The sequence below is a fragment of the Sporosarcina koreensis genome (assembly GCF_042655825.1).
Classification (GTDB): Bacteria; Bacillota; Bacilli; order Bacillales_A; family Planococcaceae; genus Sporosarcina; species Sporosarcina koreensis.
Genome location: NZ_JBHSNP010000028.1, coordinates 142,388 through 167,619 on the forward strand (window position 1 = coordinate 142,388; position 25,232 = coordinate 167,619).

Consider the following 25,232-nt stretch of genomic DNA (forward strand, 5'->3'; position numbering starts at 1 on the left):
TTACTGAGTCTATACCCTAAGCTGAAGCAAGATAACGTACTTTCCGAAAATGACTTCCTTCTATTCTTCAGCTATGTCGTTTACGGATAATAAAAATATATAAAGCAAGCACAGCAAACACAAGAAAGCCGGACAACATATATACATTCCGGTATCCCATTTGCACAGCAACAATTCCTAAAACATACGATCCGACTGCCAAACCCGAGTCGAATAACGTGAAGAATGTCGCTGTCGCATATCCGCTTCTTTGATGAGTAGTCGATTGGATGGCAAGCGTCTGCATGCTCGGTACGAGCGCTCCATAGCCGAGCCCGACAAACGCTCCGGCAATAAGAAATAAAACCGGGGAATTCATGAAGGAGAGGATGAACAAACCGAAGAAGAACAGCAGGAAGCCGGGAATCAAAATATAAGCCGGCCCTTTTTCATCAAAAATCCTTCCTGTGAATGGCCTTGTAATCAGCATGACTGCTGCAAAGACGACAAAGAAGAAACTGGCGAGTGGCAACAAGCCTTTCTCTTGGGCATAGATTGATAAATAGGACAAGACACTGGCATATGAAAATGCAATCAAACTAGCCAAAAATGCAATCGGCATCGCCTTTTTCTCAAATAAGTCATTCCATGTAAAACCTTTTGATTTAATTTCTTCCGTCTTTATTTCCACTTGAGGAATAAGCAGTGCTACAAATGCTCCAATGATCATAAGAGCACTCATCAAGATGAACAAAGCATCATAGGAATACGATTGGATGACGTAAAGTGCGATAAATGGACCGACAACGACTGCCAAATTGGTCGACATGACAAAATAGCCAAGCCCAGCTCCGCGCCTTGTTTTTGGCACAATATCCGCAGCAAGTGACCCAGCGGCCGTAGTGACGATGCTGAACCAAATACCTTGGAAGAAACGCAAGGCAAGCAAGCCTGCAAACGGTGTAATGAAATAGTAAAGTACAGTACAAATAAGATAAAAGAACAAGCTGATCATCAGCATTTTCCGCTTACCTACGATATCGAGCAGTTTACCTGAAAACGGCCTTACAATAATGGCGGACACTAAAAATATCGTCATCAACAGGCCCGCTTCTTCGTCAGTCCGGCTCAACGCATCTTTTGCATAAAGCGGCAATGTCGATACCAAGCCATAAAACACGATGAAAACGGACAAATTCGTCAGGAATAGACTAATGAACGGCTTCGTCCAAATCGGTTCTTTCGTATTCATGAAATCATTCCTTTTATATTTTTTTCAGCAATTCCATAAGGAGCTTTTCCTCTTCTTCGGATAGTCTTTGTAAGCTTTCATTTTCAAACTGAATGATCGTCTCTTTAATATCGGAAAGCTGCACGGTTGCACTTTCCGTCAAGCCGACATATTTTTCGCGTCGATCTTTCCCTTCCCGGGTCATGAGCCAGCCCATCTGCTCCAATCGATTGACGGTCCGTGTAATTGTCGGCGCTTCAACATTCAAGTATTTCCAAATCTGAGTCAATGTCATCTCGCCATGTTGATCGACGCAGTAAATAACTGTCCATTGTGCTGCGAACAATCCGTGTTGTTTTAGGGCCAGGTTCAGTTCTTTACTTAAAAAACGCGATCTTTGAAAAAGCTCATGAATTAAAGGATTCATTTTTCCACACCTCATTGTTTACTTAGGTAACTAATAAAGTATACGCCTATTCATATTTCTTGTAAAGGCATCAAAAAAGACCGCCAAATGAATGGCAGCCTTAGACGTGAACTTTTAGCTTTGTGTATTCGGTGACATGATTTTCTGGTCCTTCGGCAGAGCCAATCCGACTAAGCCTATGAATGGCAAGAAGGAGGCAATGACCATCGTTGGGAAGATGCCGATACTATCCATCAAATTCCCCATAACAACCGCACCTATCGCTCCCATCCCGAACGCCAAGCCGACCGTCAAACCGGCCATTGTCCCGATTTTGGTCGGTACAAGCTCCTGTGCATAAATGACCGTGACCGTGAAGCTAAGCATAATGAAAAAGCCGATTGCAACTAATAATACCCCTACCCCCCAAAGCGGTACGTGCGGAAGGAGAAGGCAGAGCGGTAATGGGACTAACAACGACAATACGATGACGTTTTTTCTTCCGATCCGGTCGGCCCACGGCCCTCCGAAAAATGTGCCTGCAGCGCCTAGCGCCATGAAGAGGAATATGTATAGCTGACCTTGCTCAATTTTCAATCCATAGCCATCCATCAAGTAAAAGATGTAAAAGCTAGTAACGTTCGTGACGTAGAATGATCTGGCGAAAATAATCGTCAACAATAATGCGAGCGCAATCCCAATTTGCTTTTTTGTTAAATCGCCAATTGAAGAAAGCAGCACCTTTTTACGATTATTCTTTTTATCCAATTCCAACTGGCGCTTATACCAAGCGGAAATCTTGGATAAAATGAAAATCCCGAGAGCCGCCACCGCAATAAAAACGGCTGCCCCCTTTTGACCGAGCGGCACTAAGACAAATGCACTGATGAGCGGTGCCAATGCTTGTCCCGAATTCCCCCCGACTTGATAGATCGATTGGGACAGTCCCCTTTTCGTTCCCGCTGCCAAGAAGGATACACGCGAGCCTTCCGGATGGAATACCGCGGAGCCAAGCCCCAATATAATGACCGACAATAGAATGAGCCAATAGTTTGGCGCGATTGCTAAACCCGCCATTCCGACAAGCGAAAATGTCATGCCGATAGGAAGTGCATAAGGCATTGGTTTCCGATCACTGAAATAGCCGACGACGGGCTGAAGGACGGACGCGACCATATTCAATGCAAAAAAGATGAATCCAAGCTGTGTAAAACTTAATCCTCTTTCTTCTTCCAACACCGGAAACATCGCCGGTATGACTGCCTGAAGCGTGTCATTCAGTAAGTGACAGGCTCCGATGGCAAACATGATCGGGTAAACCGGATTTGCTGTGTTCTGTGTTTGTGTACTGGATGTCAACGAAATCCCCACGCTTTTTAAATAAATTTAAACAATATGTCCAGTATACAGCAATGTGAAGAGTGAATGTTGAGAATCCCGAAAAATCAATTTTTCAAAACGGCCATCCGTTTTAAATCGCGGGATATCCGGGTAGATTACGTAGTACTAGTATTGGAAAGGATTGAAATTGAAATGGCAGCCTTCGGCAATTTGTCTTTGATGACTTTGTTTCCGATAACCCTTCTGTTGCTCACTATGGAAATCGTCCTAGCCTCTTACAAATCACTTTCCCCAAAGTGGACAGCAAAGCTGGCGTACGGCAATCTCATCATTAATGCCGCTTGGACAATCCTTATTATCATCCTTCTACTCAATCCGTCGCTCGTCTTGCCTCATCTGGCTGACGTTATCGCGGATGTGTTCCAACGATCGCCCGACGATATTATTCCGCAAGTCCGTTTAATCATCATCGTAATTGGACTTGCTTCAATCGCCACGACAATCATCGATGCTTTTTCTGGCTTCAGAAAATTGCGGACCGAGAACGGCGAAGTGAACGAAGTAACGCGGGAATGAAAAGAGTCTTTGCGCAATTAATTGAGCCCTTGATGGAAAAATGGAGCCCTTGTGCGATTAATTGAGCCTTTGATGAAATAATGGAGCCCTTGTGCAATTAATTGAGCCTTTGATGGAATAATGGAGCCCTTTTGCAATTAATTGAGCACTTGATGGAATAATGAAGCCCTTGTGTCAATATCCCTCGTGTTTAGTAGATTTGATTCCGGGAAAACAAAGAACGGAATCACTTTACTAAATCGGAGGTGTTTAAAATGGCGAAGATTGCAGTGGAAAACCCTTTTGACGATGTGAAAGTGGCATTGGAGGAAAAAGGACATAACGTGAAAATGTTTGAGAACGATGAGAATCTGAATGGCTATGATATCGGAGTCGTGCGTGCGATCAGCGATGTGAATGTCGATCAATTCGATTTCCCAGTCGTCGGCATTCATGGAATGTCCGTTCAGGATGTCGTGGACGAAGTGGAACAGCGTCTACAGCGATAATAAAAGACCGGAATCCATTATATCGGATTCCGGTCTTATTTTTATTCACCATCCAATACTTTCTCCGTGCCCGCAACGACAACAGCCGCGGATGCATCCCCTACGACATTCACCGAAGTTCTCATCATATCAAGCACCCTGTCGATTCCGGCTATCAATGCAATTCCTTCCAATGGCATATTTACGGACGTCAACACCATCGCAAGCATGATCATGCCTGCTCCGGGAACTCCTGCTGTCCCGATTGATGCCAAAATGGTAATAAGAACAACCGTCAGCAACTGGAGGAACGATAATTCCAAGTTATAGAATTGAGCGATAAAAATGACGGCAACCCCTTGGTAGATCGCTGTGCCATCCATATTGACTGTTGCACCGAGCGGAAGGACGAAGCTCGATATCCGGTTCGGAACCCCTAGATTTTCATTCGTGTTCTTAATCGTGACAGGAAGCGTACCCGAGCTGCTGCAAGTACTGAAGGCTACGAGCGCTGCAGGAGAAATCCCTTTAAAAAACCTTTTCGGACTCATTCCCGCAAATGATTTGACCGCTGTCGAATATACGATGACTGCGTGCAGGATACAGGCGATGTATACTGCCAAAATCACTTTTACGAGCGGCAAAAGAACAGAAAGCCCGTATTGTCCGATAACTGGAGCAAGTAAACCTAAAATACCGATTGGCGCTACTTTCATGACAATCCCGGTTATTTTGTACATCACTTCGGCAAAGCCTTCAAAAAACGTATAGACAGGACGCGCTTTTTCCCCTACCAACGTGATTGCCAGCCCGATGAACAGTGCAAAGAAGATGATTTGCAAAATGCTGCCGGCGGCCAAGGCTGTGAACGGATTCTCAGGTACGATATTCAGGATCGTCGTGATTGCACTTTGAGGTTCTTGCGTCGCGGATTCCGGAGCGACCAATCCATTGGAGGAAATTGATAATCCTTTACCCGGCGAGATGAGGAATGCGATAGCAAGGCCGATGATGATGGCGATGGCTGTTGTTGCCAAATAATAGACAACTGTCTTGATACCGATCCTGCCCAGTTGTTTTGGATCGGACGTGCCAGCCACTCCGACGACCAAGGTCGACAAAATGAGCGGCGCAATGATGAATTTAATTAAACGTAAAAATAAATCCCCGAATGGCTTCAGAAAATCGATTGAACTCCCGAACAAACTGCCTAAAATGATGGCTAACACAAAGGCGATAAAAATTTGCGTGACCAAATTGAATTTGATCTTCATGCTTCTCCCCTTTCTTGAAATTTGTACGCAAATCTGCTTATTCCAACATATACAAATCAGCTGCACAACATGAATGAATTGACATAATAAAAAAAGCCCCCAAGCCGCTTTCGCGAAAAGGGGGAGCGATCAGAACCATTTGCCGACAATCGGGTAATTGTATGTTTCGCCTTGCAGCGATTTCACAATCCCTAAGATCGGGACGATGAATGCCATCAGACCGAAAACGATGATCATCGGAATGCCGATCAAGAATATGATCAAAATCGCTGAAATGAAAATCAAAGCGCCCATCACTAATTGGAACAAAAGCGCTTGGATGGACAATCTTTTCACCTCTGAATCATCCACTACTAAATAGATGATGAACGGAACAAGGAATGGAGCGAAAAATGCGCTCGCATGAACGAGCACTTTCAAACCTGTGTTTTCCATATCAGATACCTCCTTGTTTTCTACTATACTTTATTTTACGGATAACGAAGGAGGAAGTTTCACTTTCAATCCAATAATTCATTGAATTTATGTTCGATGGCATCCAAATCGATATCTTCAATTTGTGTATCTTTGAGTTCATAGCGTTCCTTCAGTGTCAAAATCCGCTTAACGCTTTCATCGATCCGTCCTTCAGATATCGTACCTTCCTGGACGGCATCTGCCAATGCGTTGATTGTGCCGACCTGGTTTTCATAATCACCGGCAATCAGCAGCAGATCACTTCCCGCGATGAATGATTGCAAAGCGGCTTCTGGCACAGAATAGTCATTGACAATGGCTCCCATCGTCAAATCGTCGGTAATGACGACACCATCAAAATGCATATCCGCACGCAACAAATCTGTAATGATCTTCTTCGATAATGAAGATGGATATTTATCGTCAAGCTCGGGGAACATAATATGCGCCACCATGATGACATCCACCTGTTCTTCAATGGCCCGTTGAAAAGGGATCAGCTCGGTTTTCTGCAATTCGTCCATCGTCTTCTCAATGACAGGCAACGATAAATGGGAATCCATATGAGTGTCCCCATGTCCTGGAAAGTGTTTGACGACCGAGATGATTCCGTTATCTCTCATTCCCCGCATGACAGCCACGCCTAAATCAGCGACTTCTTCGGAATCGGACGAGAATGAACGGTCTCCGATGACGGGATTTTTCGGATTGCTATGGACATCCAAAACAGGTGCATAGTTCATGTTATAACCGAACGCGTTCAACAGAGTCGCAAGATAGGAACCGGATTCATACGCAAGCGTTTCATCACCGATCCTTCCGAAGTATTGCGCCGCGGGTAGTTTTTTCATGTTTGGAGGCAGGCGGGACACACGCCCCCCTTCTTCATCGACCGAAATGAACAGCGGAATTTCGTAATCGGCATTCGCCATCTTGCTTTCATTCAATAACTTCAACATTCCGGCGGGATACGAAATATTCTTGCCTACTAATAGGATGCCCCCGACATGATACTGGCGAATAAGCCGGTCGAGTTCGTCGCCATATGTCTTCCCCTCCATCCCGACAATGAGAAGCTGACCGATTTTTTCTTCCAACGTCATCTTATCCAACAATAGATCAACTTGGGATATGATTTCCGGCGTCTCGGTCACTTGCGCCCTTAAGCTGAAAGTCGGGAATTGTTTTTCAATCTCGTGTATTTCCCCTTTGCATCCAGTCAGCAATAGGGTGCAAAAAACAATCCATGCTATACCGCGAAACAAGGGGCTTCGCCAGTTCAACTCCAAATTTCTTTTGCTCGATCGAGGGAATCAAGCGAAATACGGCCTTTCAACATCGGAGGCGGACAATGGCGATTATGCTCGGCAATCTTTTTATTCACGTCATCCACACGTTTTTGCAGATCGTCCTGATCGCCGGTCGATGCAAGCTTTGCAATTTCGTGGATCATGTTGCTAATGTCATGTTGCAACTTTAGCCAATGCGGCTTGTAGCCTGCGTCTTTTGCAATCCGCTGAAAATGCTGGAACGTATCGCCAGAAAAATATTCTTTCGGCAATGGTTTTCCGAAGCCTTTCAAATTCTCCATGCTAACTTCATCCCCACGCTTATTTAACATATCGCCGATCAGATCATTGTACGGAGGCTTCGAGTTGTCGGACATGCTTATCCCACTCTTTCGTCGATTTTTACCAGCTCATTTTTGCCTGATGAATATTCAAGCTTCATTTGCTCCAACTCAAGCTTCATCTTTTCGGTTTCAATGATGAAGTTCTGCTGCTTCATTTTCTCGAGTTCAATTTCTTCACGAACCATATCCGCCTTGAATCTCATCGTCTTTCGCTTGTAATCGGTAATGATGGCCGTGATCGGCACACACATGACGATTGCTACAATCCCCATTACATATAACATCTATCTTCACGACTCCTTTCCTTTTTTGTTCATTTTCCTGTAAATGATGCTGGCGCAACGACACCGACGACTTCCCCTGTCGCGCAAAGTACGTCATCCGCAAATACCTCGACATCCACTTTATATTTCTTCGGGTGGATCTCTTCGACGGTCCCGACCGCTTTCAACACTTTCCCTTGTGGCGTCGGCTTCAAAAAGTTGACGTTCAATGATGCAGTGACGAATCGAGGAACTTCTGCCTCATCCCCCGGCTCATGTCCATTTTTCCGATACAAAGCAAGTGCGCAAGAGCCTGTACCGTGGCAATCAACGAACGAAGCGATCAATCCACCATATACAAATCCAGGAATCGCCGTATGCTTTTCCAATGGTTCATAGTATGTAACCGTTTTCTCGCCATCCCAGCCAGTGCGGAAATGATGTCCTTCCTCATTCAGCCGCCCGCATCCGTAGCACCAGGCAAAGTCATCTGCATAATAGTCTTGGATCGCATTATCAATTTTCGTCATTATTCACCCTCCGCATATTCGATATAGTTAGAATACTATTATAACATTAATCTTCAATCATCTCTCATAGGATTGTTCATCATTTTCCAAATTTTATTTCGCACGACTTACTGTTAATTATTATCTCCCCCGAATCATAGCATGAGTACTATTCCAAATAAGAAATCGCTGCGTATACTATACCAAACGAAGACTGGAGGAATTGAACATGAAAATGCGAGCCTTCCTGCTCATCGCACTCATAATCGGAGGGATGTATGCAATGATGGAGACCATCAATGATTTCAAAGAAAAAAGCTTCGATGAATTCATTGATACTGTTAGTACCAAATTTGATTCTCTCACGTTTACAGTACCGACAAGGCACGGTTCCCCAGCTGAAACGTGGACAATCGATGATGAACATCAAGTTGATGAACTGCTGCAATTCCTGCGCAATTATCATGTGAAGAAACTGAAGCCTGAGGAAATCAATCCAGATGACAATATAGATGAATTCACCCTCAGCTTGAAAGATACGGAAGGAAATAACATCACGATTGTTATCGCGGAAAACTTGATCATCCAAAACTCGCTGCTCTATTATGAAATCGTCGACGGCCCCCTCGACGTCGACTGGATCGTCCGTTTTTTCGTCAGCAATAAATCCTAGAGCCTTGCGGCCGCACATAAATCCAATTATTCACGCATAACTGAAAATCAAGTTTCATTTTCGCATGGCTCCGTATTGATGAATCATCGCCCGTATGAGCGGGCTCAAGTTTTCCGGCAGCTGCTGCAAATGAAAGAATCCGACTTCCGATGTCTCAACGCCATCCGCTTTCAGGTTTCCGCCACGAATGTCATCCGTTGCATAGACGATTGTCACTGAGTAATATTCGTGGCCATTGTTCAAAACGGTATGAGTCTGTGGACCGGATACAACAGTGACAAGTTCCATCTTCCCAATTTGCATGCCTGTCTCCTCGAGCACTTCCCTCCGAGCTGTCTCTTCAGCTGACTCCCCGAGTTCCATGAATCCGCCAGGGATGCCCCATCGTCCATCCATCTTTCTTTGCAGAAGGATTTCCCCTTTTTCATTGAAGACCCCTACCCCCGCGCCAGTCAGCAATAATGGACGATTTCCGACCACTTCTCTCAATTCCTCAATATATCCCATAACCCATTCCCCTTTTTAAATAAACTTACAGAAGATACGAGAATATCCCTATGTTGATTTCCACTTCAATCAACAAATTAATAAAATCAATGTGATTTTATTTTGATGCACAGATAGTAAATGTCCCAGGAAGCCTCTCAGAAATACCATTAGGTGCACCTTCTGGAAACGCCCACTCGATACCTTTATCTTCTCGCATTTTTCTTATGTTCAAACCAGAATTGATTAGAGCATTAACCACTTCAGATAGCGTCCACTGCCTGATTACATTTTTCTTTAACTGCTGCTGCATACTTTTTGGTAAAAGGTACGCATAGGGAACATCCACTACTAAACATTCCTCAGTAAAATAATTACCATCCACAATTGTTTCCCCGTTTGAAAAGCGCATCGTTTTTGAAATGAAAGGATGATAATCTCTTACAATAAAAACCCCTGTCTCGTTCAACAGGTTGGACACCTTTTGAAACAACGGGCGTAAATCCATAAAATAATGAAGTACCCCCATCTCAAGAATGACGATATCGAATGGCGATATTTCTTCATCCTTTATTTCGAGAACATCTTCGACAATATAGGTTAGCGAAACTCCTGCAGCTTCCGCCAACTCCATAGCATATCGTTTATTTTCATGAGATAGATCCACCACTGTGACGTCTGCACCTAATAGTGAAAAACAGACTGCTTTATTTCCTTTTGAGCCAAGTAAATTAAGGACTCTTTTTCCTCTCACATGCCCAATTTCGTCGAAGTAATAGCTGACCTTTTTAGATGGATCTTTTTTTAACTCTTTTGCGTAGTAAGTAGGCAGGCCATGTCTTACCACCCATGCCTGGTAAGCGTGTTGATTCCATCCTATTTTATTTTTTTCACTCATTTGCTGTTGGTTCATGAAATTCCCCTTTCGAGCTTTTCAACTAAACCATCAGGAAATAATACTTTTTCACCTGATAAGAACTCCATTATGTCTACCCACTTCGCAAATGACACTTTTTCATTTTCCCGAATCTCAAATAGCTCCCGATTATAGTTTTCTTTATCTACAAAAACGACCGTATATATCTGGATAATTTCATGTCCAATTTGTTCATTAATCACAAAGATATTATCAATACATCCAATAAACTTATCAATTTCAACAGTTACATTTAATTCCTCTTTGAATTCTCTAATAAGTGCATTAGTGGATTTTTCCCCAAATTCTATAGATCCTCCAATAGGACGATAATAGATTCCTTCCCCTTTAGAATGTTCTCCATCAAATTCTTCAACTAAAATTCGGCGTCCAGATTCCAAAATGCCAAGTACTTTTGCTATTGGATATTTTCCATCTTCACCGTTCAAATCTGAACTCCCTGAAATGTATACGGTATTGATGTTTCGAGCAGTTTTTCAAAACCGCCTTCGTAATAAGGCATTGCTTCATTTGCGAATGAAAGATCTTTCCATTCCGCTTCTAAAATGCCGCCTGTGTCCTGGATGGCCACTTCCCCATCCAATACTTCCGCCGAAAACGTGAAGAATAGCACATGATTATTTTCCTTTTGCCTGAACGCTTCATTCACCGTGAGCAAGCTCCCGATTTTGACTGTCAGGCCGGTTTCTTCCCAGACTTCACGAACTGCAGCCTGTTCCAGCGTCTCCCCTTTTTCCACGCCACCGCCCGGCAACGTCCAATTATCATATTTCTTATTCTTCACCATCAGCACTTTTCCCTTTTTTAGGATAGCGGAATAAACAACATCGACTCGATTCATTATTGAAATCCCCCATTTCATATATACTTAGAATCATAGCTTATCACCGGAGGGATGAAAAATGGAATTCAGAAATATCGATGAACAAATCATTCAGAAGTATAGAGAAGATGAAACACTGATGATCCGCCTGTTTGTGCAATGGTGCTCGAACAACGAATTGGATCCTCATGTACTTTATAAAAAGGCATATCCAGAGCAAATGGTAAATGTAGCTTTACAGGAAGTCATTGAAAGTGATGACGGATTTGACGATTTTCATATCGACAACGAAACGATGCTCGATGTTCTTCAACTTTTTGGCAATGAAGACCTGGCTTTCGTAGTCGCTGACGAAATAGAAAGACAGTCACGAAAATAAGTTCACAGAAATACCAATTCATTTTTACTTTTCTATAAGTTTGCTATATACTATCATTAGTTCGACATCCGTAATAAATTGAACGAATAGGGAGAGATGAGTAAATGGTAAAAAGTCTACCGCCGCGTTCAGCAGTGAACGTAGAAGAGACATGGAATTTGAACGACCTTTTCAGAACCGAAGAGGAATATAATGCAGCAATTGAGCAACTGGAAAGTGAAGTCGCTTCATTCGAAGAGCGCTTCAAGGGGAAAATCACCGATGAGAAAGCAATCCTAGAGGCACTGGATGGATATGCTTCCATCATGGGCAAAATGGTGCCGATTGGGACATACACAAGCCTTTCGCATAGTGTTGACCAAACGAATGACGAAGCACAAATGCGCGCAAGCAAATACGGCTCAATCGCTTCCAAGCTCGGAAGCCAGCTTTCTTTCTTCACAAGCGAACTATCCGAAGTGTCGAGTGAGCTATTGGAAAATGCGATGACCCAATCCGAAGAGTATAAAAACTATCTTGAAGAATTAATTCGTCAAAAACCTCACAAGCTTCATCCTGAAGTGGAAAAGACATTGGCGGCATTCTCATCTGTATTGAACGCGCCATATGGTCTATACAATACGACAAAATTAGTCGATATGAACTTCGATGATTTTGAAGTCGACGGCGAAAAATACCCATTAAGCTATACGACATTTGAAGGCGGATGGGAGTCCGAAACGGATACGGAAAAGAGAAGAGCTGCATATGATGCTTTCCATGCAAAATTGAGAGAGTATCAGCATACGACTGCGAAAACGTACGACATGCACTTGCAGAAGGAGAAGACAACTTCCGACCTTAGAGGATATGATAATGTATTTGATTACCTCCTTTTCAACCAGGAAGTCGACCGTTCCATGTACGACCGCCAGATCGATTTGATTATGGAGCATCTTGCGCCGCATATGCGCAAATACGCTAAACTTCTTCAAAAGGTCCATGGCCTTGACGAGATGACATTCTCGGATTTAAAAATTTCATTGGATCCGAACTATGAGCCGAAAATCACAATTGAAGAATCAAAGAAATATATCGATGATGCGCTAGCCATTATGGGTGACGATTACTTAAATATGATCGATCGTTCCTATAAAGAACGCTGGACGGACTTTGCACAGAATGCCGGTAAATCGACAGGCGCATTCTGCTCAAGCCCTTATGGCGTTCACCCTTATATTTTGATTTCCTGGACAGGCAGCATGGAAGATGTCTTCGTTTTGGCGCATGAGCTGGGCCATGCCGGACATTTCTACAATGCCCACCAACACCAAAACATTTTCAATTCACGCCCTTCCATGTACTTCATCGAAGCACCTTCGACGATGAATGAAATGTTGATGGCGAACCACTTGCTTTCCAATTCGGATGATCCGAAATTCAAGCGATGGGTCATTTCTTCCATCGTGGCGCGGACATACTACCATAACTTCGTCACACACTTATTGGAAGCGGCATATCAACGCAAAGTGTACGAGCGCATCGATGCTGGCGGCAGTGTAAATGCGAATGTGCTAAACGGCCTGAAGCGCGGCGTCCTAGAAGAATTCTGGGGAGACGACGTGAAAATCAATGAAGGTGCGGAATTGACATGGATGCGCCAGCCGCATTATTATATGGGCTTGTATCCATACACATACAGCGCTGGTTTGACAATTTCCACTCAAGTGTCGAAACGGATTTTGGAGGAAGGGCAACCTGCTGTTGAAGACTGGCTGAAAGTGCTTCAAGCGGGCGGCACGAAATCGCCTGCAGAGCTTTCCAAAATGGCGGGAGTCGATATTACGACGGAACAGCCGCTGCTCGATACGATTGCGTATATTGGTGAATTGATCGATCAGCTTGTAGAATTGACAGAAGAGATTGAAGCAGCTCAAGTGAACTGATTTTGAAGAAGCTGTCCCCGTTGACGCAGGGGGCAGCTTTTTATTTTGAATATTGTTATTCGCATTTCCATCCGATATGATGAATACAACTCTATTTGCATTAGTTTCTATCATTTTTTTCGAAATGAGGGGTTCACTTGTCTTCTACACAATCCAATTGGTATGTACGGTTCGGCTGTCTTGCGCCAATCATCGGGATCATTGCCATGTTTTATTTCATAAAGCGCGATGCTTTCCTTCCCGGCTTTATATTTTTCGCCTTATTCTTCGGGTTTGCCATACTTTTCTTATCCCTTTCTACACGGACGGAAGAAAAGCTGAAGGCAAGTCAGAAGGAATATATGGAGACTTTCCAACCGAAATCAGCGAATTATATCGAATCGCATGCCTTCGTCGCAGATGATTTGCTATCAAAGATCGCTGTAGATGAAAGTAATCGCAGAATCCATTTTTGGGAACCTGCTCCACTCATCGATGGCAAGAGGGTAAAAAAAGCTTTTCACAAAATGCCATACATACTTTCTGACTATCCATATTCCTCACTGTTGGCAGTGGAAGTTTATGAAAACGGGACACGCCAGAAAACCGTCGTGAACGAAGCCGACGGGACAACGGAGCGCATCGAAGAGCTTGGACAATCCGTCACACAAATCATCAATAAAAAGATGCCGATGGCAAAAAAGGCGATTCACCGTAGAGTTGCCAATGTTGAAATGAAAATGATCATCGATGACGAGACAAAGCCGGTCCGCATCATCCGTTTCTATGCCAATCTTGATAAAAGGCTGAGAAGGGATTCCAAGGAATATACAGACGTGCAACGGCAGGTCGACCATTGGGTTTCCCTTTTGACTTTCATCATGGAAAATAATCGCAAGTCTTGAAGCTGCCACCCGTCTCCGAACGGGCGGCAGTTTTTTCCTTTCCCATAAAAAATCATGTTGAGTTTCCTCTGAGGCATATAGTAGAATGAAAGCACATGGTAGTCAGACGAATCAAAAAACTATGAAAACGAGGTCGTTACATGTTGATTTCAAACCGTGTACAAAACATGCCACCCCATTTCTTTTCTTCATTAGTCAAAAAAGTGGATGCCGCGAAAGCTGCTGGAATGGATATTATCAACTTGGGCAGAGGCAATCCTGATCAGCCAACACCCGCTCATATCATCGAAGCTTTGCAGCAAGCCGCGGAGCGTCCGGAAACACATGGATACTCGCCATTCGATGGCATTCCTGAATTCCGTCAAGCCATCGCGGAGTTTTACAAGCGTGAGTATGATGTCGATGTAGATCCAAATACGGAAGTTGCAGTTTTAGGCGGCTCCAAAATCGGGCTTGTCGAAGTTCCTTTGGCGATGATGGATGAAGGCGATCTGCTTTTGCTGCCTGATCCTGGATATCCTGATTATTTATCAGGAGTGAGTCTTGCCAATATCACTTATGAAACGATGCCCCTACTGAAGGAAAATGGGTTCATGCCCGATTTTGATACATTGTCAGATGAAGTTCTACAGAAGGCGAAAGTCATGTATTTGAACTACCCGAACAACCCGACAAGCGCAGTCGCGACCGTTCCCTTTTTTGAAGAAGCGGTCGCCTTTGCCAAGAAGAATGATATTTTCATTTTGCATGACATGGCGTATGGGGGAATCGGTTTTGACGATGAAAAGCCCGTCAGCTTTCTTCAGGCTGAAGGCGCAAAAGATATTGGGATTGAAATGTACACATTATCGAAGACATACAACATGGCCGGCTGGAGGGTTGCCTTTGCAGTCGGAAACCGCCAAATGATCGAGGCTATCAATAAACTGCAGCACCACTTGTTCATCAGCCTTTTTCCGGCAGTCCAACACGCCGCGATTGCTGCGTTGACGGAAGATCAGGCATGCGTGCGCGAACTGACTGCATTGTATGAAGGGCGTAGAAATGTCTTGATTGACGAATGCAAACGGATCGGATGGGATGTGGAAGCGCCGAAAGCGTCGTTCTTCGCCTGGTTGCCTGTTCCACCGGGTTATACGAGTGAGGCGTTTGCGGATATCCTTCTACAACAGGCGGGTGTTGTCGTTGCGCCTGGGCATGGATTTGGAACGCATGGAGAAGGTTATGTGCGGGTAGGCCTGCTGGCGAGCGAAGAGCGTATTGCCGAGGCCGTTCAGAGAATTGAGAAGCTGGGGATATTTACTGCGAGTGAGGCTTAATAGGAAATGCCGCCTGCCGATGGCGGCATTTTTTATTTGATGGTGGGCTTTGGGCGCTGGACCGCTGACTTTGAGCGCAAGACCAGCTGCTTTAAGCGCGGAGCCACCGACTTTAAGCGTGAAATCAGCTGCTTTGAGCGCGGGACTCACCTATTTGGATGCGCCATCCACTGTCTTATTTCTCAAAACCAATATGAATTGAATCGGCAATATGTTTGTAGCCGATTTCCTTATAAATCTTATTCGAAGTAGGATTCATCATATCCGTATAAAGCACGCAGAATTCATATTCCTTCAATAACTCTTTCGAACCATGCGCGACCATTGTGCGGGCATACCCCTTCTTCCTTTCCTCCTTAGGTGTAAAAACGAGAGAAACGGTGACGCTATTTTTTGTGGGTCTTGCTTTCTTCATCATCGAAACGACTTTCCCTTCATCCTCCCAGAGGAAGACTTCCCGGGCTTCAAGGAATGCGGCCACCCTTTCTTTAATGATTTCCGGCGCTGTTCCATCAAGATTCGCGTCTTCCTCGAACAATGCAAACCATTTTTCAATAAGCGGGGCATCCTCTCCAGAAGCATATCTCCAACTTCCCGGACTCATTTCAATTGTCTCGTCAATCTCATCCAATCGATAAAGCCCCTGATCCATAAGCAGCTTTTGCGACTCCCCTGTTTGTTCTTCCCACTTGTTTGCGAATAAAATAGCCCATTCTTTCAAACTGATGACTGATGGGACCGCAATTGAATTCCCAAGCAATTCCCGTATGATGAAATCAATCGTTTCATGCTTCTTGCCTTCATCCACGATGATCAGATTCAATGGATGCGGCGGCGTCATCTGCAATAGCGCGAGCACTTCCTCCCCATCCGACACGACCGCCATGAAAGGATTTTCATATTTCCCCGCTTTTATTGCCTGCAGGATACCGAAGAAAAGGCTGAACGCATCCTCGTTTTTCGCGATGATCGGTTCTGCCACCTCTGCAAACCTCTCTGCATCATCATATTGAACAATCTCCATCCCAATCTCCCCTTTTCGTTTCCGAGAATTATATACTCAATAAAAAGAATTGTCACGATTCTTTTAAGACGAAAATAAAAAAGGATATGCAATAAACCCTTGCACATCCTCATTTTATGTAATCTGAATTCATTTCACCAAAGCATCGGCTTTTGTACCATGAGCCAAAGCATGATGAGCATCAATCCGATATATATCCAGGTTGTCCTTGTCAAAACGTTCAAAATCTGCCCTTTGCTGCTATGCTTATAATATTTCCTAAGGACTTTCGTAAACCCGCTTGATAAGAAAAAGCCCGATAACAGCATGATCCCAAGGGTAGCAATCACCCAAGACGTATTCCAAGGCCACGGACCTGTGAGCAGCAGCAATGCGCCAGAAAGGACGAGCAAATGACCGGCATGCATGACAAGCCTGATAATAACTTTGATGATCGTCAAGTATGCATTTTCAGTTTGAAGATCGACGTTCCGCAGCCTTTTAATCGTCGGCAACAAGAGAAATAAGGGGCCGATTGCAAGGACTGCGGAAACGACGTGGACAAATACAATTGTCCCATACATGAATTTCATGCCAACTTACTTTGCAACTGGGCTGAATTCGTGGACCCACACGCTCATTGTCGGAAGCCATGGCATTTTTGGATGCAAAGCAAGAATTGATTGCTTATATTCTTCGAGGCTTGCAAACCCTTCCTGTTTCGCGTCCTCATCGGTCATTTCACCAAGTGTTTGCTTGTAGAGCTTTTCGATTTTGAACTCTTTTCCGTCTAACACCATGATTTCTTCCGGGTATGCATAGACACCGTTTCTTCTCGTAGCTGTCTTTTCACCATTTAGAACTCGCTCGACATCTGCTGGAACGGTGACAAGCCGTTCAATCGAACATGTCTTTTCCGGTAACTCATTCATATTGTATCGCTCCTCTTCTCAATCTACCTCTATCATATCGATTCCCGATCGACAATTCCAGATGTAACGGTCATAGTACACTCTGAATCATTGCCGTAATTCACGATACAGCCACAATCCTCACATTCGGATTCATTTCACTTCAATCGTGAATTCTTCATGCTCATGTAAGCCTTCTGCATTTTTAACATGAATTTTCACCGTGTATGTCCCTGCTTCTTCGAATGGATGGACTGCAACATATTCGCCTGCTTCGGTTTCAGCTGCATCAATCCAAAGATGCTTTTCCCCGAGGACATCGCTAGAAACTTCATAACGGACTTCCGCTTTCTCAAGTGGCTGCCCATCGATCTGCAAATGGGTCATCAATTCCGTTTCTTCACCAACCGTTGCATGTTCCGGTTTTACGAAATGAAGTGCAAAACCGTCCGCATGGCCATGATCATGGCCATGTTCATCACCTGCTGCATGTTCGCTTTCTGCATGTGCGCCTTCACCGATCGTCACTTGTTTCACCGGCATCGTATGCAGATTTTTCGCATCCACATGGACTTGGATATGGAACAGGCCGTCATGTTCGAAGGATGTTTCCGCAGTATATGTGCCATCCTTTTCATTGACGGAGTCAATCATGACCGAATCATCTTTCTTCCCTTCTTCCCAGACTTCGTAGACGACTTTATCGGCATCACTCACTTTTTCATTACCGTATGTGACGAGCGCTTCCATCTTCACCGTTTCTCCGACTTCCGCCTGTTCGGTTACTGTCAAGTCAACTTCCAAAGGCAGCACTTCTACTGCTGAGCCATCATCTGCTTCCTTTCCGCAAGCGGCTAAAACTCCTAAAGCAATGAGCATGCCGAGCATTTTGAATCGTTTTTTCATGTTGATACCCTCCATTGTTTCTTTATTGACGAGCATATATATTCCGATATGATAGTATCAAGTGAATGCGAAATAATTATGAAGTGCACATTTTCATAAGTATTTCACAACTACAGAGTATAGTATAATTGACTATTTTTGCGAAATGAGGATATTTGGATGAAGCCCTATACGATTTTAATAATTGATGATGAGCCGCAAATGAGAAATTTAGTGCGCACGTTCCTAGCCAAAGACGGTTATGTTGTCGAAGAGGCGACGGATGGCATGGATGCATTGTCAAAAGTGTATAATCTGCAACCCCATCTATGTATTGTCGATGTCATGATGCCATACATGAATGGATTCGAATTCGCCAAAGAATTGAAAAAAACAACGAATATACCGATTATCTTTTTATCCGCCAGAGGTGAAGAATGGGATAAAGTCGAAGGCCTTAAAATCGGCGGCGATGATTATATCGTTAAGCCGTTCATGCCCGGCGAGCTCATCGCAAGGGTTGAATCGGTTTTAAGAAGATCGTACCAACACCAATACATGTCTCCGGTACTGACAGTTGGCCCTCTCGTCATCGATCATCTAGCGCATACGGCCACATTGGATAATAAACCGATTTCATTGACGGTAAAGGAGTTCGGTATCCTTGAAACCCTTGCAAAAAAACCAGGCCGCGTCTATACAAGAGAGCAGATTTTGAGTCTCGTCTGGGGAGATCATCACCAAAGCACCGACCGAACGATTGATACTCATATAAAAACATTACGATTGAAACTGGGGGAAGCCGGGAACATGATTGAAACAGTTTGGGGAATCGGCTATAAGCTTGAGGTGAAATGATGAAAAAGCTCACATTGAGCAAAAAAATATTGGTTATCCTTGTATCAAGTCTTGCTTTCACAATCCTTTTTTCGTTTTTCTTCATTCATTTCCTTTATTCCAAACTATATATTTCGAGCATTGAGGAGTCGATCGTCTACCAAGGGAAACGGACGGCTTCCCATTATCATTACGGCGAGTTGAGCGATGAAATCAATGAAAAAATCCAATGGTACAACATCGTCTCCGAATACGAAGTCATTGTCGTAAACCAGCTCGAAGACCTCACGTCATACTTTCCCTATAAGGTCAATTATCAAAATCTTATAAGCGACGCCGACAGGGAAAGCCTGAATAAAGGCGCTTACATCATGAAAAAAGGATATGTCGAGGAGCTTGATCGGGAAATTCTTGGAGCCATTTTTCCGATTAAAGGTGAAACCGGACTCATCGGTTTCATTTACATATACATCCCACTCGCTGCCATTCAAGATGTTTTTCGGGAGAGCATTCCTCTGTTGATTGCAGTCGGCACTTTATTCTTTTTCATCCTGTTTCTCATTCTCAATCGTGCATGGCAGTCATTATTCAGACCGTTGCAGGACCTTCAGCGACTTTCGGCTGAAGTTTCAAAAGGGAATTACGGCAGCAGGATTGAAATCGACCGGGAAGATGAAATTGGCCAATTGGCGCAAGCATTCAACTCAATGAGCCTTTCATTGGAGGAGCAGGAAAAAAGGAAGAAGGAATTCACCTCCAATCTCGTACACGAACTGCGGACGCCATTGACGTATATCGGCGGGTATACACATGTATTGAAGGAAAAGATCTACTCATCGCCCGAGGAAGCGGAAAGCTACTTGACGACTATCGAAAAAGAGACCGTCCGTTTGAATAAGCTGATCAATGACCTCATTGAGCTGAATCATCTCCAGGAAGACTTGTATGTACTTGTTGAAGAACCAATCGTCATCGCGCAGATCATTTTGGACACACTGGATTTATTCAACATCCTGATCAGTGAAAAAGGATTGGATGTACGGCTTGATATTGAGGAGGACCTCATATTATCGGGAGATCCGAAAAGGATCCAACAAGTTTTCTATAATATTATCGACAATGCCGTCAAATATTCATTTGATGATGGGATTATCGGCATTCATTTGAAGTCCTATGATGAATTTGTCGAATTCAAAGTGACGAATGAAGGGATTGTCATACCTGAGGATGATATTAGCAGAATCGGGGAACGTTTTTTCCGTGCTGATAAAGCAAGGAACCGGAAGACTGGTGGATCGGGGCTCGGCCTCTCGATCGTGAAGGAGATCATCCGTCTGCATGGAGGCACTTTTTCCATTGAAAGCGAACCAGCCGTAGGAACGACGGTCACTGTCCGTTTTAAAAATCAGATGAAAGATGGGGATGAACAATGAAAACGATCAAATGGATATCCATGTTGGTCATTGCAGCATTTCTTTTGTCTGCTTGCGGGCAGCCGGAACAGACTGGCAGACAAGTCGCCTCATTCGCTTTCACCGATCAAAACGGAAAGCCTTTCGGAACCGATCAACTCGCAGGAAAAGTGTGGATTGCAGATTTTATTTTCACGAATTGCGAATCGGTTTGTATGCCAATGTCCCATAAAATGGCCGAACTGCAAACAATGTTCAAGGAGTCCGCGCTTGAAGTGGAGTTTGTAACATTCACCGTCGATCCGGACACTGACACGCCTCAAGTTTTGAAGGATTATGTTAGCCAGTTCTCGGAAGATGAATCCAATTGGCATTTGTTGACGGGCTATTCGCAGGAGGCGATTGAAAAATTGGCGTTGAATCAATTCCAGACAATTGTACAAAAGCCGAAAACATCCGGTCAGTTCATCCATGGAACGAATTTTTATGTCGTTGATCAACAAGGACGTATTGTGAATGAATATAGTTATTCCGAGAATTCATTTGAAGAACGGATGCTGAATGAAGTGAAACGCCTTTTAAAGTGACGACGGAATAATTGGCGATGAAACATAAAACTGGTAGCATGGAGGCAAGACAATTTCCGGGAGGAATCCTTTTGAAAGAATCCATTTCTTCTTTGCCCTATTTTATTATCGAACGTTCAATCAATTGGTTTGAACAAAAACATTCGCAGTCGACCCGCACCCTTCTGCTTTACGAAGAATCGATCACTTCGTCGGACCAAACTTTTTCGTTGGATCATGTCCACGACGTCTCTTATCGCCCTTTTTCAAATGGCACCGGGCTTTTCTATCTCCATACGAACCGTGGGGTTTTCACATTCGGTGTGAAGGAAAATCCGCATGAATTCATCAAATCATACAAGCGGTTAAAAGGAGATCCTTTCGCTTTTTGATGTTCCAGAGGTTGCTTCCGTTAGTTTAATTTGTCCTATTTGAGGTATAGATAGAACAAATACAATTAGGAGGTAATCATCTATGGTCTTGAAAAAAGTTGTTGAAAATGCAGTGCAAGCTAAAAAGGAAATTGAGGAATTGACGACACAAGGATATACACATGACGATATTTATATATTTGCGCACGACAAAAAAAGGGCCGATAATATTACAGACGCCCTTGATACGGAAGCTGTCGGCATGAAGGAGCAAGGATTCCTCGACAGCATGAAAAACATGTTCACATCCCGTGGAGACGAGCTCCGCAGCAAGATGGAAGCAGCCGGATTGACGGCAGAGGATGCCGCAGATGCGGAAAAGGAGCTTGATCACGGTAAACTCGTGCTGATTGCAAAGAAATGATTAGTTGAATCGTGATAAAATGACGGCGGTTGTTCTCCTCCCTTGCAAGGAGGAGCAGCCGTTTTTTCTTTTTCTGACACCAACATCCTACACTTAGAACCTTTTTTCCGTTATGATATGTACTGAAAGCGGGTGCAATTTCATTGGGAAACAAATTATGGAAAATAGGTTTTTTCACCGGTCTAACTTCCTTCGTCCTGCTCATCTTAGGGATTCGGACCATTTTAGGAACGGAATTGGTGTTTAAGAATTACTTGACGTTCGGCATATTCGGTCTGACTGTCGGCATCCTGGCGTCTTCTTTGCTGTTTTATAAATTGAGGATTGCATTCTGGATTTTTATGGCATCCCTCGTGTTAGGCTTCGCCGAGTTTTTCCGTAGCTTTCTCATGGATACGAACGGATTTGGCGACCTGATAGGCGTCCTTTCCTTATTCATCATTACGACATTCGGCTTCGGGCTTGGCGTCATCGTGCAGTTCATTATGATCGGTATTAGAAAATTAAAGGAATAGGATTTATTGAAAGGCTGCCACATATAGTATGAGGGCGGCCTTTTTATTCGTAATCTATTGTAAATTAATTGAATAGTAGGTTTCCAAGGGATATAGTGAAATGGGGAGAATCTTTTTTAAAAGGGGATGTTTGTATTGAAGAGAAGAACTGCTGAGCCTTATAAGATTAAAAGTGTGGAGACGCTTTCGATGCTTTCTTATGAGGAACGCAAAGAGTCACTTGAACGCGCAGGGTACAACACGTTTTTGATTGATTCGCAAGATGTGTATATCGATCTGTTGACGGACAGCGGAACGACGGCGATGAGTGATGCGCAATGGGGAGCGCTCATGACGGGTGATGAAGCCTATGCCGGAAGCAAGAGCTGGAAACGGCTGGAGCAGGCCGTCCGTGAAGTATACGGATATCGATTCGTTTTACCGACGCATCAAGGTCGCGGTGCGGAAAATATTTTGTCGCAGCTGAAGATCAAAGAAGGCGATTATGTGCCTGGCAATATGTATTTTACGACGACGCGTGCGCACCAGGAGATGAACGGAGCTACGTTTGTCGACATTATCATCGATGAAGCGCATGATCCATCCATCGATATGCCTTTCAAAGGAAATGTCGATTTAGATAAACTGCGTGATTTGATACAGAAAGTCGGCGCTGAAAAGATTCCATACGTCTGTCTTGCCGTCACGGTGAATCTTGCTGGTGGCCAGCCTGTCAGCATGCAAAATATGAAAGAGGTTTATGAACTTTGCAAGTCCCATGGGATCGATGTGATGCTAGATGCGACGCGCTGCGTTGAAAACGCTTACTTTATTAAGGAACGCGAGGATGGGTATACGGACCGTACTGTTGCAGACATATTGAAGGAAATGATGTCGTATTCCGATGGCTGCACGATGAGCGGAAAAAAGGATTGCCTTGTGAATATTGGCGGATTCCTTGCGATGAATGATGAAGATCTATATATCCGTTCACGCGAGCTAGTCGTTGTCTATGAAGGGATGCCTTCCTATGGCGGAATGGCAGGCCGGGATATGGAAGCGATGGCGATCGGCATCCGGGAGGCGGTCGACGATCATTATATCGAGCACCGGATCGGCCAAGTACGATATCTCGGGCAGCAGCTGCTGGATGCGTGCATTCCGATCGTGCAACCGATTGGCGGCCATGCTGTATTTTTGGATGCGCGCGCTTTCCTTCCCCACTTGGGCCAAGATGAGTTTCCGGCGCAAGCGCTGGCTGCAGCACTCTATTTGGATTCCGGGGTTCGAAGCATGGAGCGCGGCATCATTTCGGCAGGCCGGAATGGCAAGACTGGCGAGCATAACCGGCCGAATCTTGAGTTGGTGCGTCTGACGATCCCGCGCAGGGTATATACGAATAATCATATGGATGTAGTTGTCGATTCGATTTTGGCGCTATATGAGAAGCGGGATGCGATCTGTGGTTTGAATATGGTATACGAGCCGCCGACGTTACGTTTCTTTAATGCGAGGTTTGCTCCGTTGGCGGAAAACGGAGAGTTGATCAGTGAGGAGAATCGGAAGATTAATGCGTAGGCAAGTGAATTGAGCCCTTGATGGAATAATGGGGCCCTTGTGCAAAATAAAAAACGCATGCCATTTTTTTCTGGCATGCATTTTCGTAGTTATTTCGCCACTTTATCTTTCTTGATTTGCTTGCTTCGCAATTGTCCGCAAGCTGCGTCGATGTCCGTTCCTTGTTCCCAGCGGACGCCGCAGTTGATGCCGCGTTTTTTCAACGCATCGTGAAATGATTTGATTGCTTCTGATTTGCTTCGTTGGTATTGTCCGTGCTCATCGACCGGGTTATACGGGATGAGGTTCACGTAAGACAAATGCCGTTTATTATAAAGCAGTTTTGCCAATTGCTCGGCTTCCGCAATGTGGTCGTTCACGTCATCCAATAGGATGTATTCAAACGTGATCCGGCGGTTTGTCGTTTCCAAATAATAATCGATTGCGTCCATCAGCTTTTCGATCGGGTATGCTTTGTTGATCTTCATAATTCTTGTCCGCAGCTCATTATTCGGCGCGTGAAGGGACACCGCCAAATTGATTTGGATGTTTTCTTCAGCGAACTCACGAATTTTCGGTGTCAAACCACTCGTTGAAACGGTGATATGACGCGCACCGATCGATAAACCTTTCTGGTCATTGATGACACGGAGGAAGTTCATCAAATTCGTGTAATTATCAAATGGTTCCCCGATACCCATGACGACGATATGGCTGACGCGCTCACCGTTGCCCAGCTCGTCAAGATGCTGTTGCACTTTCATAATTTGACCGACAATTTCCCCTGCATCCAAATCCCTGTTTTTCTTCAATAAACCGCTCGCGCAGAAACTGCATCCGATATTGCATCCGACTTGTGTTGTCACACATACCGAGTGGCCGTATGGGAATGTCATCAAAACAGTTTCGATCAAGTTCCCGTCCTGCATTTTGAAAAGGAATTTGATGGTGCCATCTTCCGAAACTTGCTTCACTGCTTGCTCAAGCGTTTGTATAACAAAATTCTCCTCCAATAATTGAAGGCATTCTTTATTTATATTCGACATATCTGCAAAGTCTGTGACGCGCTTTTTGTAAAGCCAGTCCCATACCTGTGCAGCACGGAATTTCTTTTGTCCATTTTCGACGAGCCAATGTGTCAGTTGATCCAATGTCAAGCCGTAAATTGATTTTTTCATGTCAATTCCTCACTTCTCAGATTTGCATTCAGT

General features: G+C 44.2%; 32 protein-coding genes. 14 read left to right on the forward strand and 18 right to left on the reverse strand.

Annotated features, from left to right (window positions below; genetic code table 11):
* Positions 1–67: 67 nt before the first annotated feature.
* The 3 genes from ACFPTP_RS14810 to ACFPTP_RS14820 all read right to left on the reverse strand — a co-directional run bounded on the left by ACFPTP_RS14810 (position 68) and on the right by ACFPTP_RS14820 (position 2,924).
* Positions 68–1,231 (reverse strand): MFS transporter, encoded by a 1,164-nt coding sequence (locus tag ACFPTP_RS14810; RefSeq protein WP_381446340.1) that lies wholly within the window; start codon positions 1,229–1,231, stop codon positions 68–70.
* Between the two features lie 13 nt (positions 1,232–1,244).
* The gene (locus tag ACFPTP_RS14815) at positions 1,245–1,637 is read right to left on the reverse strand and encodes a MarR family winged helix-turn-helix transcriptional regulator (RefSeq protein WP_381446342.1); all 393 of its coding nucleotides are present in this window, start codon (positions 1,635–1,637) and stop codon (positions 1,245–1,247) included.
* Positions 1,638–1,751: 114 nt separating this feature from the next.
* The gene (locus ACFPTP_RS14820; protein WP_381446813.1) at positions 1,752–2,924 is read right to left on the reverse strand and encodes an MFS transporter; all 1,173 of its coding nucleotides are present in this window, start codon (positions 2,922–2,924) and stop codon (positions 1,752–1,754) included.
* Between the two features lie 117 nt (positions 2,925–3,041).
* Between ACFPTP_RS14820 and ACFPTP_RS14825 the strand changes: the two genes are divergently transcribed.
* Both ACFPTP_RS14825 and ACFPTP_RS14830 read left to right on the forward strand, forming a co-directional pair.
* On the forward strand, positions 3,042–3,533 hold the full coding sequence (locus ACFPTP_RS14825) for a hypothetical protein (protein WP_381446344.1): 492 nt from the start codon (positions 3,042–3,044) through the stop codon (positions 3,531–3,533).
* A 254-nt stretch (positions 3,534–3,787) separates the two neighbouring features.
* Positions 3,788–4,021, forward strand: coding sequence for a YkuS family protein (locus tag ACFPTP_RS14830; protein WP_381446346.1), 234 nt, complete (start codon positions 3,788–3,790; stop codon positions 4,019–4,021).
* A 41-nt stretch (positions 4,022–4,062) separates the two neighbouring features.
* Here ACFPTP_RS14830 and ACFPTP_RS14835 read toward each other — a convergent pair whose 3' ends face one another.
* The 6 genes from ACFPTP_RS14835 to ACFPTP_RS14860 form a co-directional block, all read right to left on the reverse strand.
* Positions 4,063–5,268 (reverse strand): dicarboxylate/amino acid:cation symporter, encoded by a 1,206-nt coding sequence (locus ACFPTP_RS14835; RefSeq protein ID WP_381446815.1) that lies wholly within the window; start codon positions 5,266–5,268, stop codon positions 4,063–4,065.
* Between the two features lie 135 nt (positions 5,269–5,403).
* Entirely contained in the window at positions 5,404–5,709 is a 306-nt protein-coding gene (locus ACFPTP_RS14840; protein ID WP_381446348.1) for a magnetosome magnetite crystal formation protein family, read from the reverse strand.
* A 65-nt stretch (positions 5,710–5,774) separates the two neighbouring features.
* The gene (gene nagZ, locus ACFPTP_RS14845) at positions 5,775–6,995 is read right to left on the reverse strand and encodes a beta-N-acetylhexosaminidase (protein WP_381446350.1); all 1,221 of its coding nucleotides are present in this window, start codon (positions 6,993–6,995) and stop codon (positions 5,775–5,777) included.
* A gap of 14 nt (positions 6,996–7,009) precedes the next feature.
* The gene (locus tag ACFPTP_RS14850; protein WP_381446352.1) at positions 7,010–7,396 is read right to left on the reverse strand and encodes a DnaJ family domain-containing protein; all 387 of its coding nucleotides are present in this window, start codon (positions 7,394–7,396) and stop codon (positions 7,010–7,012) included.
* Positions 7,397–7,398: 2 nt separating this feature from the next.
* Positions 7,399–7,647 carry a hypothetical protein gene (locus ACFPTP_RS14855; RefSeq protein WP_381446354.1) on the reverse strand — a complete coding sequence of 83 codons (249 nt, stop codon included), beginning with the start codon at positions 7,645–7,647 and terminating at the stop codon, positions 7,399–7,401.
* A gap of 29 nt (positions 7,648–7,676) precedes the next feature.
* Positions 7,677–8,156: a PaaI family thioesterase gene (locus tag ACFPTP_RS14860; RefSeq protein ID WP_381446356.1), complete on the reverse strand. Its 480-nt coding sequence runs from the start codon at positions 8,154–8,156 to the stop codon at positions 7,677–7,679.
* A 208-nt stretch (positions 8,157–8,364) separates the two neighbouring features.
* Between ACFPTP_RS14860 and ACFPTP_RS14865 the strand changes: the two genes are divergently transcribed.
* Complete coding sequence (locus tag ACFPTP_RS14865; protein WP_381446358.1) at positions 8,365–8,808, forward strand: hypothetical protein; 444 nt, start codon at positions 8,365–8,367, stop codon at positions 8,806–8,808.
* Positions 8,809–8,862: 54 nt separating this feature from the next.
* Here the strand turns inward: ACFPTP_RS14865 and ACFPTP_RS14870 are convergent, their stop codons facing one another.
* The 4 genes from ACFPTP_RS14870 to ACFPTP_RS14885 all read right to left on the reverse strand — a co-directional run bounded on the left by ACFPTP_RS14870 (position 8,863) and on the right by ACFPTP_RS14885 (position 11,072).
* Positions 8,863–9,315, reverse strand: coding sequence for an NUDIX hydrolase (locus ACFPTP_RS14870; RefSeq protein WP_381446360.1), 453 nt, complete (start codon positions 9,313–9,315; stop codon positions 8,863–8,865).
* Between the two features lie 97 nt (positions 9,316–9,412).
* Positions 9,413–10,207 carry a class I SAM-dependent methyltransferase gene (locus tag ACFPTP_RS14875; protein ID WP_381446362.1) on the reverse strand — a complete coding sequence of 265 codons (795 nt, stop codon included), beginning with the start codon at positions 10,205–10,207 and terminating at the stop codon, positions 9,413–9,415.
* On the reverse strand, positions 10,204–10,659 hold the full coding sequence (locus ACFPTP_RS14880; RefSeq protein WP_381446365.1) for an NUDIX hydrolase: 456 nt from the start codon (positions 10,657–10,659) through the stop codon (positions 10,204–10,206). The genes ACFPTP_RS14875 and ACFPTP_RS14880 overlap by 4 nt, the downstream gene beginning before the upstream one ends.
* Positions 10,656–11,072, reverse strand: a complete 417-nt coding sequence (locus tag ACFPTP_RS14885) for an NUDIX hydrolase (protein ID WP_381446367.1) — start codon at positions 11,070–11,072, stop codon at positions 10,656–10,658. The genes ACFPTP_RS14880 and ACFPTP_RS14885 overlap by 4 nt, the downstream gene beginning before the upstream one ends.
* A 61-nt stretch (positions 11,073–11,133) precedes the next feature.
* On the opposite strand from ACFPTP_RS14885, the gene ACFPTP_RS14890 reads away from it, so the two are divergent.
* From ACFPTP_RS14890 to ACFPTP_RS14905, 4 genes are all read left to right on the forward strand, one after another.
* The gene (locus tag ACFPTP_RS14890) at positions 11,134–11,433 is read left to right on the forward strand and encodes a hypothetical protein (protein WP_381446369.1); all 300 of its coding nucleotides are present in this window, start codon (positions 11,134–11,136) and stop codon (positions 11,431–11,433) included.
* Positions 11,434–11,537: 104 nt separating this feature from the next.
* Positions 11,538–13,358 (forward strand): oligoendopeptidase F, encoded by a 1,821-nt coding sequence (pepF, locus tag ACFPTP_RS14895; protein WP_381446371.1) that lies wholly within the window; start codon positions 11,538–11,540, stop codon positions 13,356–13,358.
* 137 nt (positions 13,359–13,495) lie between these two features.
* Complete coding sequence (locus tag ACFPTP_RS14900) at positions 13,496–14,242, forward strand: hypothetical protein (RefSeq protein WP_381446373.1); 747 nt, start codon at positions 13,496–13,498, stop codon at positions 14,240–14,242.
* 140 nt (positions 14,243–14,382) lie between these two features.
* Entirely contained in the window at positions 14,383–15,561 is a 1,179-nt protein-coding gene (locus tag ACFPTP_RS14905) for a pyridoxal phosphate-dependent aminotransferase (protein ID WP_381446375.1), read from the forward strand.
* Between the two features lie 175 nt (positions 15,562–15,736).
* Here ACFPTP_RS14905 and ACFPTP_RS14910 read toward each other — a convergent pair whose 3' ends face one another.
* The 4 genes from ACFPTP_RS14910 to ACFPTP_RS14925 all read right to left on the reverse strand — a co-directional run bounded on the left by ACFPTP_RS14910 (position 15,737) and on the right by ACFPTP_RS14925 (position 18,381).
* Positions 15,737–16,585 (reverse strand): GNAT family N-acetyltransferase, encoded by an 849-nt coding sequence (locus tag ACFPTP_RS14910; RefSeq protein ID WP_381446377.1) that lies wholly within the window; start codon positions 16,583–16,585, stop codon positions 15,737–15,739.
* Between the two features lie 134 nt (positions 16,586–16,719).
* Positions 16,720–17,148 carry a hypothetical protein gene (locus tag ACFPTP_RS14915; protein WP_381446379.1) on the reverse strand — a complete coding sequence of 143 codons (429 nt, stop codon included), beginning with the start codon at positions 17,146–17,148 and terminating at the stop codon, positions 16,720–16,722.
* A gap of 15 nt (positions 17,149–17,163) precedes the next feature.
* Positions 17,164–17,496 carry an ASCH domain-containing protein gene (locus ACFPTP_RS14920; RefSeq protein ID WP_381446381.1) on the reverse strand — a complete coding sequence of 111 codons (333 nt, stop codon included), beginning with the start codon at positions 17,494–17,496 and terminating at the stop codon, positions 17,164–17,166.
* Between the two features lie 132 nt (positions 17,497–17,628).
* Entirely contained in the window at positions 17,629–18,381 is a 753-nt protein-coding gene (locus ACFPTP_RS14925; RefSeq protein ID WP_381446383.1) for a FixH family protein, read from the reverse strand.
* 159 nt (positions 18,382–18,540) lie between these two features.
* On the opposite strand from ACFPTP_RS14925, the gene ACFPTP_RS14930 reads away from it, so the two are divergent.
* The 7 genes from ACFPTP_RS14930 (at position 18,541) to ACFPTP_RS14960 (ending at position 24,042) form a co-directional block, all read left to right on the forward strand.
* A complete protein-coding gene (locus ACFPTP_RS14930) occupies positions 18,541–19,218 on the forward strand; it encodes a response regulator transcription factor (RefSeq protein WP_381446385.1) in 678 nt (225 codons plus the stop codon).
* The gene (locus tag ACFPTP_RS14935; protein WP_381446387.1) at positions 19,218–20,630 is read left to right on the forward strand and encodes a sensor histidine kinase; all 1,413 of its coding nucleotides are present in this window, start codon (positions 19,218–19,220) and stop codon (positions 20,628–20,630) included. Before ACFPTP_RS14930 ends, ACFPTP_RS14935 begins: the two co-directional genes overlap by 1 nt.
* Positions 20,627–21,196, forward strand: coding sequence for an SCO family protein (locus tag ACFPTP_RS14940; RefSeq protein WP_381446390.1), 570 nt, complete (start codon positions 20,627–20,629; stop codon positions 21,194–21,196). Before ACFPTP_RS14935 ends, ACFPTP_RS14940 begins: the two co-directional genes overlap by 4 nt.
* A gap of 71 nt (positions 21,197–21,267) precedes the next feature.
* The gene (locus ACFPTP_RS14945) at positions 21,268–21,567 is read left to right on the forward strand and encodes a hypothetical protein (RefSeq protein ID WP_381446392.1); all 300 of its coding nucleotides are present in this window, start codon (positions 21,268–21,270) and stop codon (positions 21,565–21,567) included.
* Between the two features lie 82 nt (positions 21,568–21,649).
* Positions 21,650–21,970 (forward strand): YflT domain-containing protein, encoded by a 321-nt coding sequence (locus ACFPTP_RS14950; RefSeq protein ID WP_381446395.1) that lies wholly within the window; start codon positions 21,650–21,652, stop codon positions 21,968–21,970.
* Positions 21,971–22,113: 143 nt separating this feature from the next.
* Complete coding sequence (locus ACFPTP_RS14955) at positions 22,114–22,485, forward strand: hypothetical protein (RefSeq protein WP_381446397.1); 372 nt, start codon at positions 22,114–22,116, stop codon at positions 22,483–22,485.
* A 135-nt stretch (positions 22,486–22,620) separates the two neighbouring features.
* Positions 22,621–24,042, forward strand: a complete 1,422-nt coding sequence (locus tag ACFPTP_RS14960; RefSeq protein WP_381446399.1) for a tyrosine phenol-lyase — start codon at positions 22,621–22,623, stop codon at positions 24,040–24,042.
* Positions 24,043–24,131: 89 nt separating this feature from the next.
* Here ACFPTP_RS14960 and rlmN read toward each other — a convergent pair whose 3' ends face one another.
* Positions 24,132–25,199, reverse strand: a complete 1,068-nt coding sequence (gene rlmN / locus ACFPTP_RS14965; RefSeq protein WP_381446401.1) for a dual-specificity RNA methyltransferase RlmN — start codon at positions 25,197–25,199, stop codon at positions 24,132–24,134.
* Between the last annotated feature and the right edge of the window lie 33 nt (positions 25,200–25,232).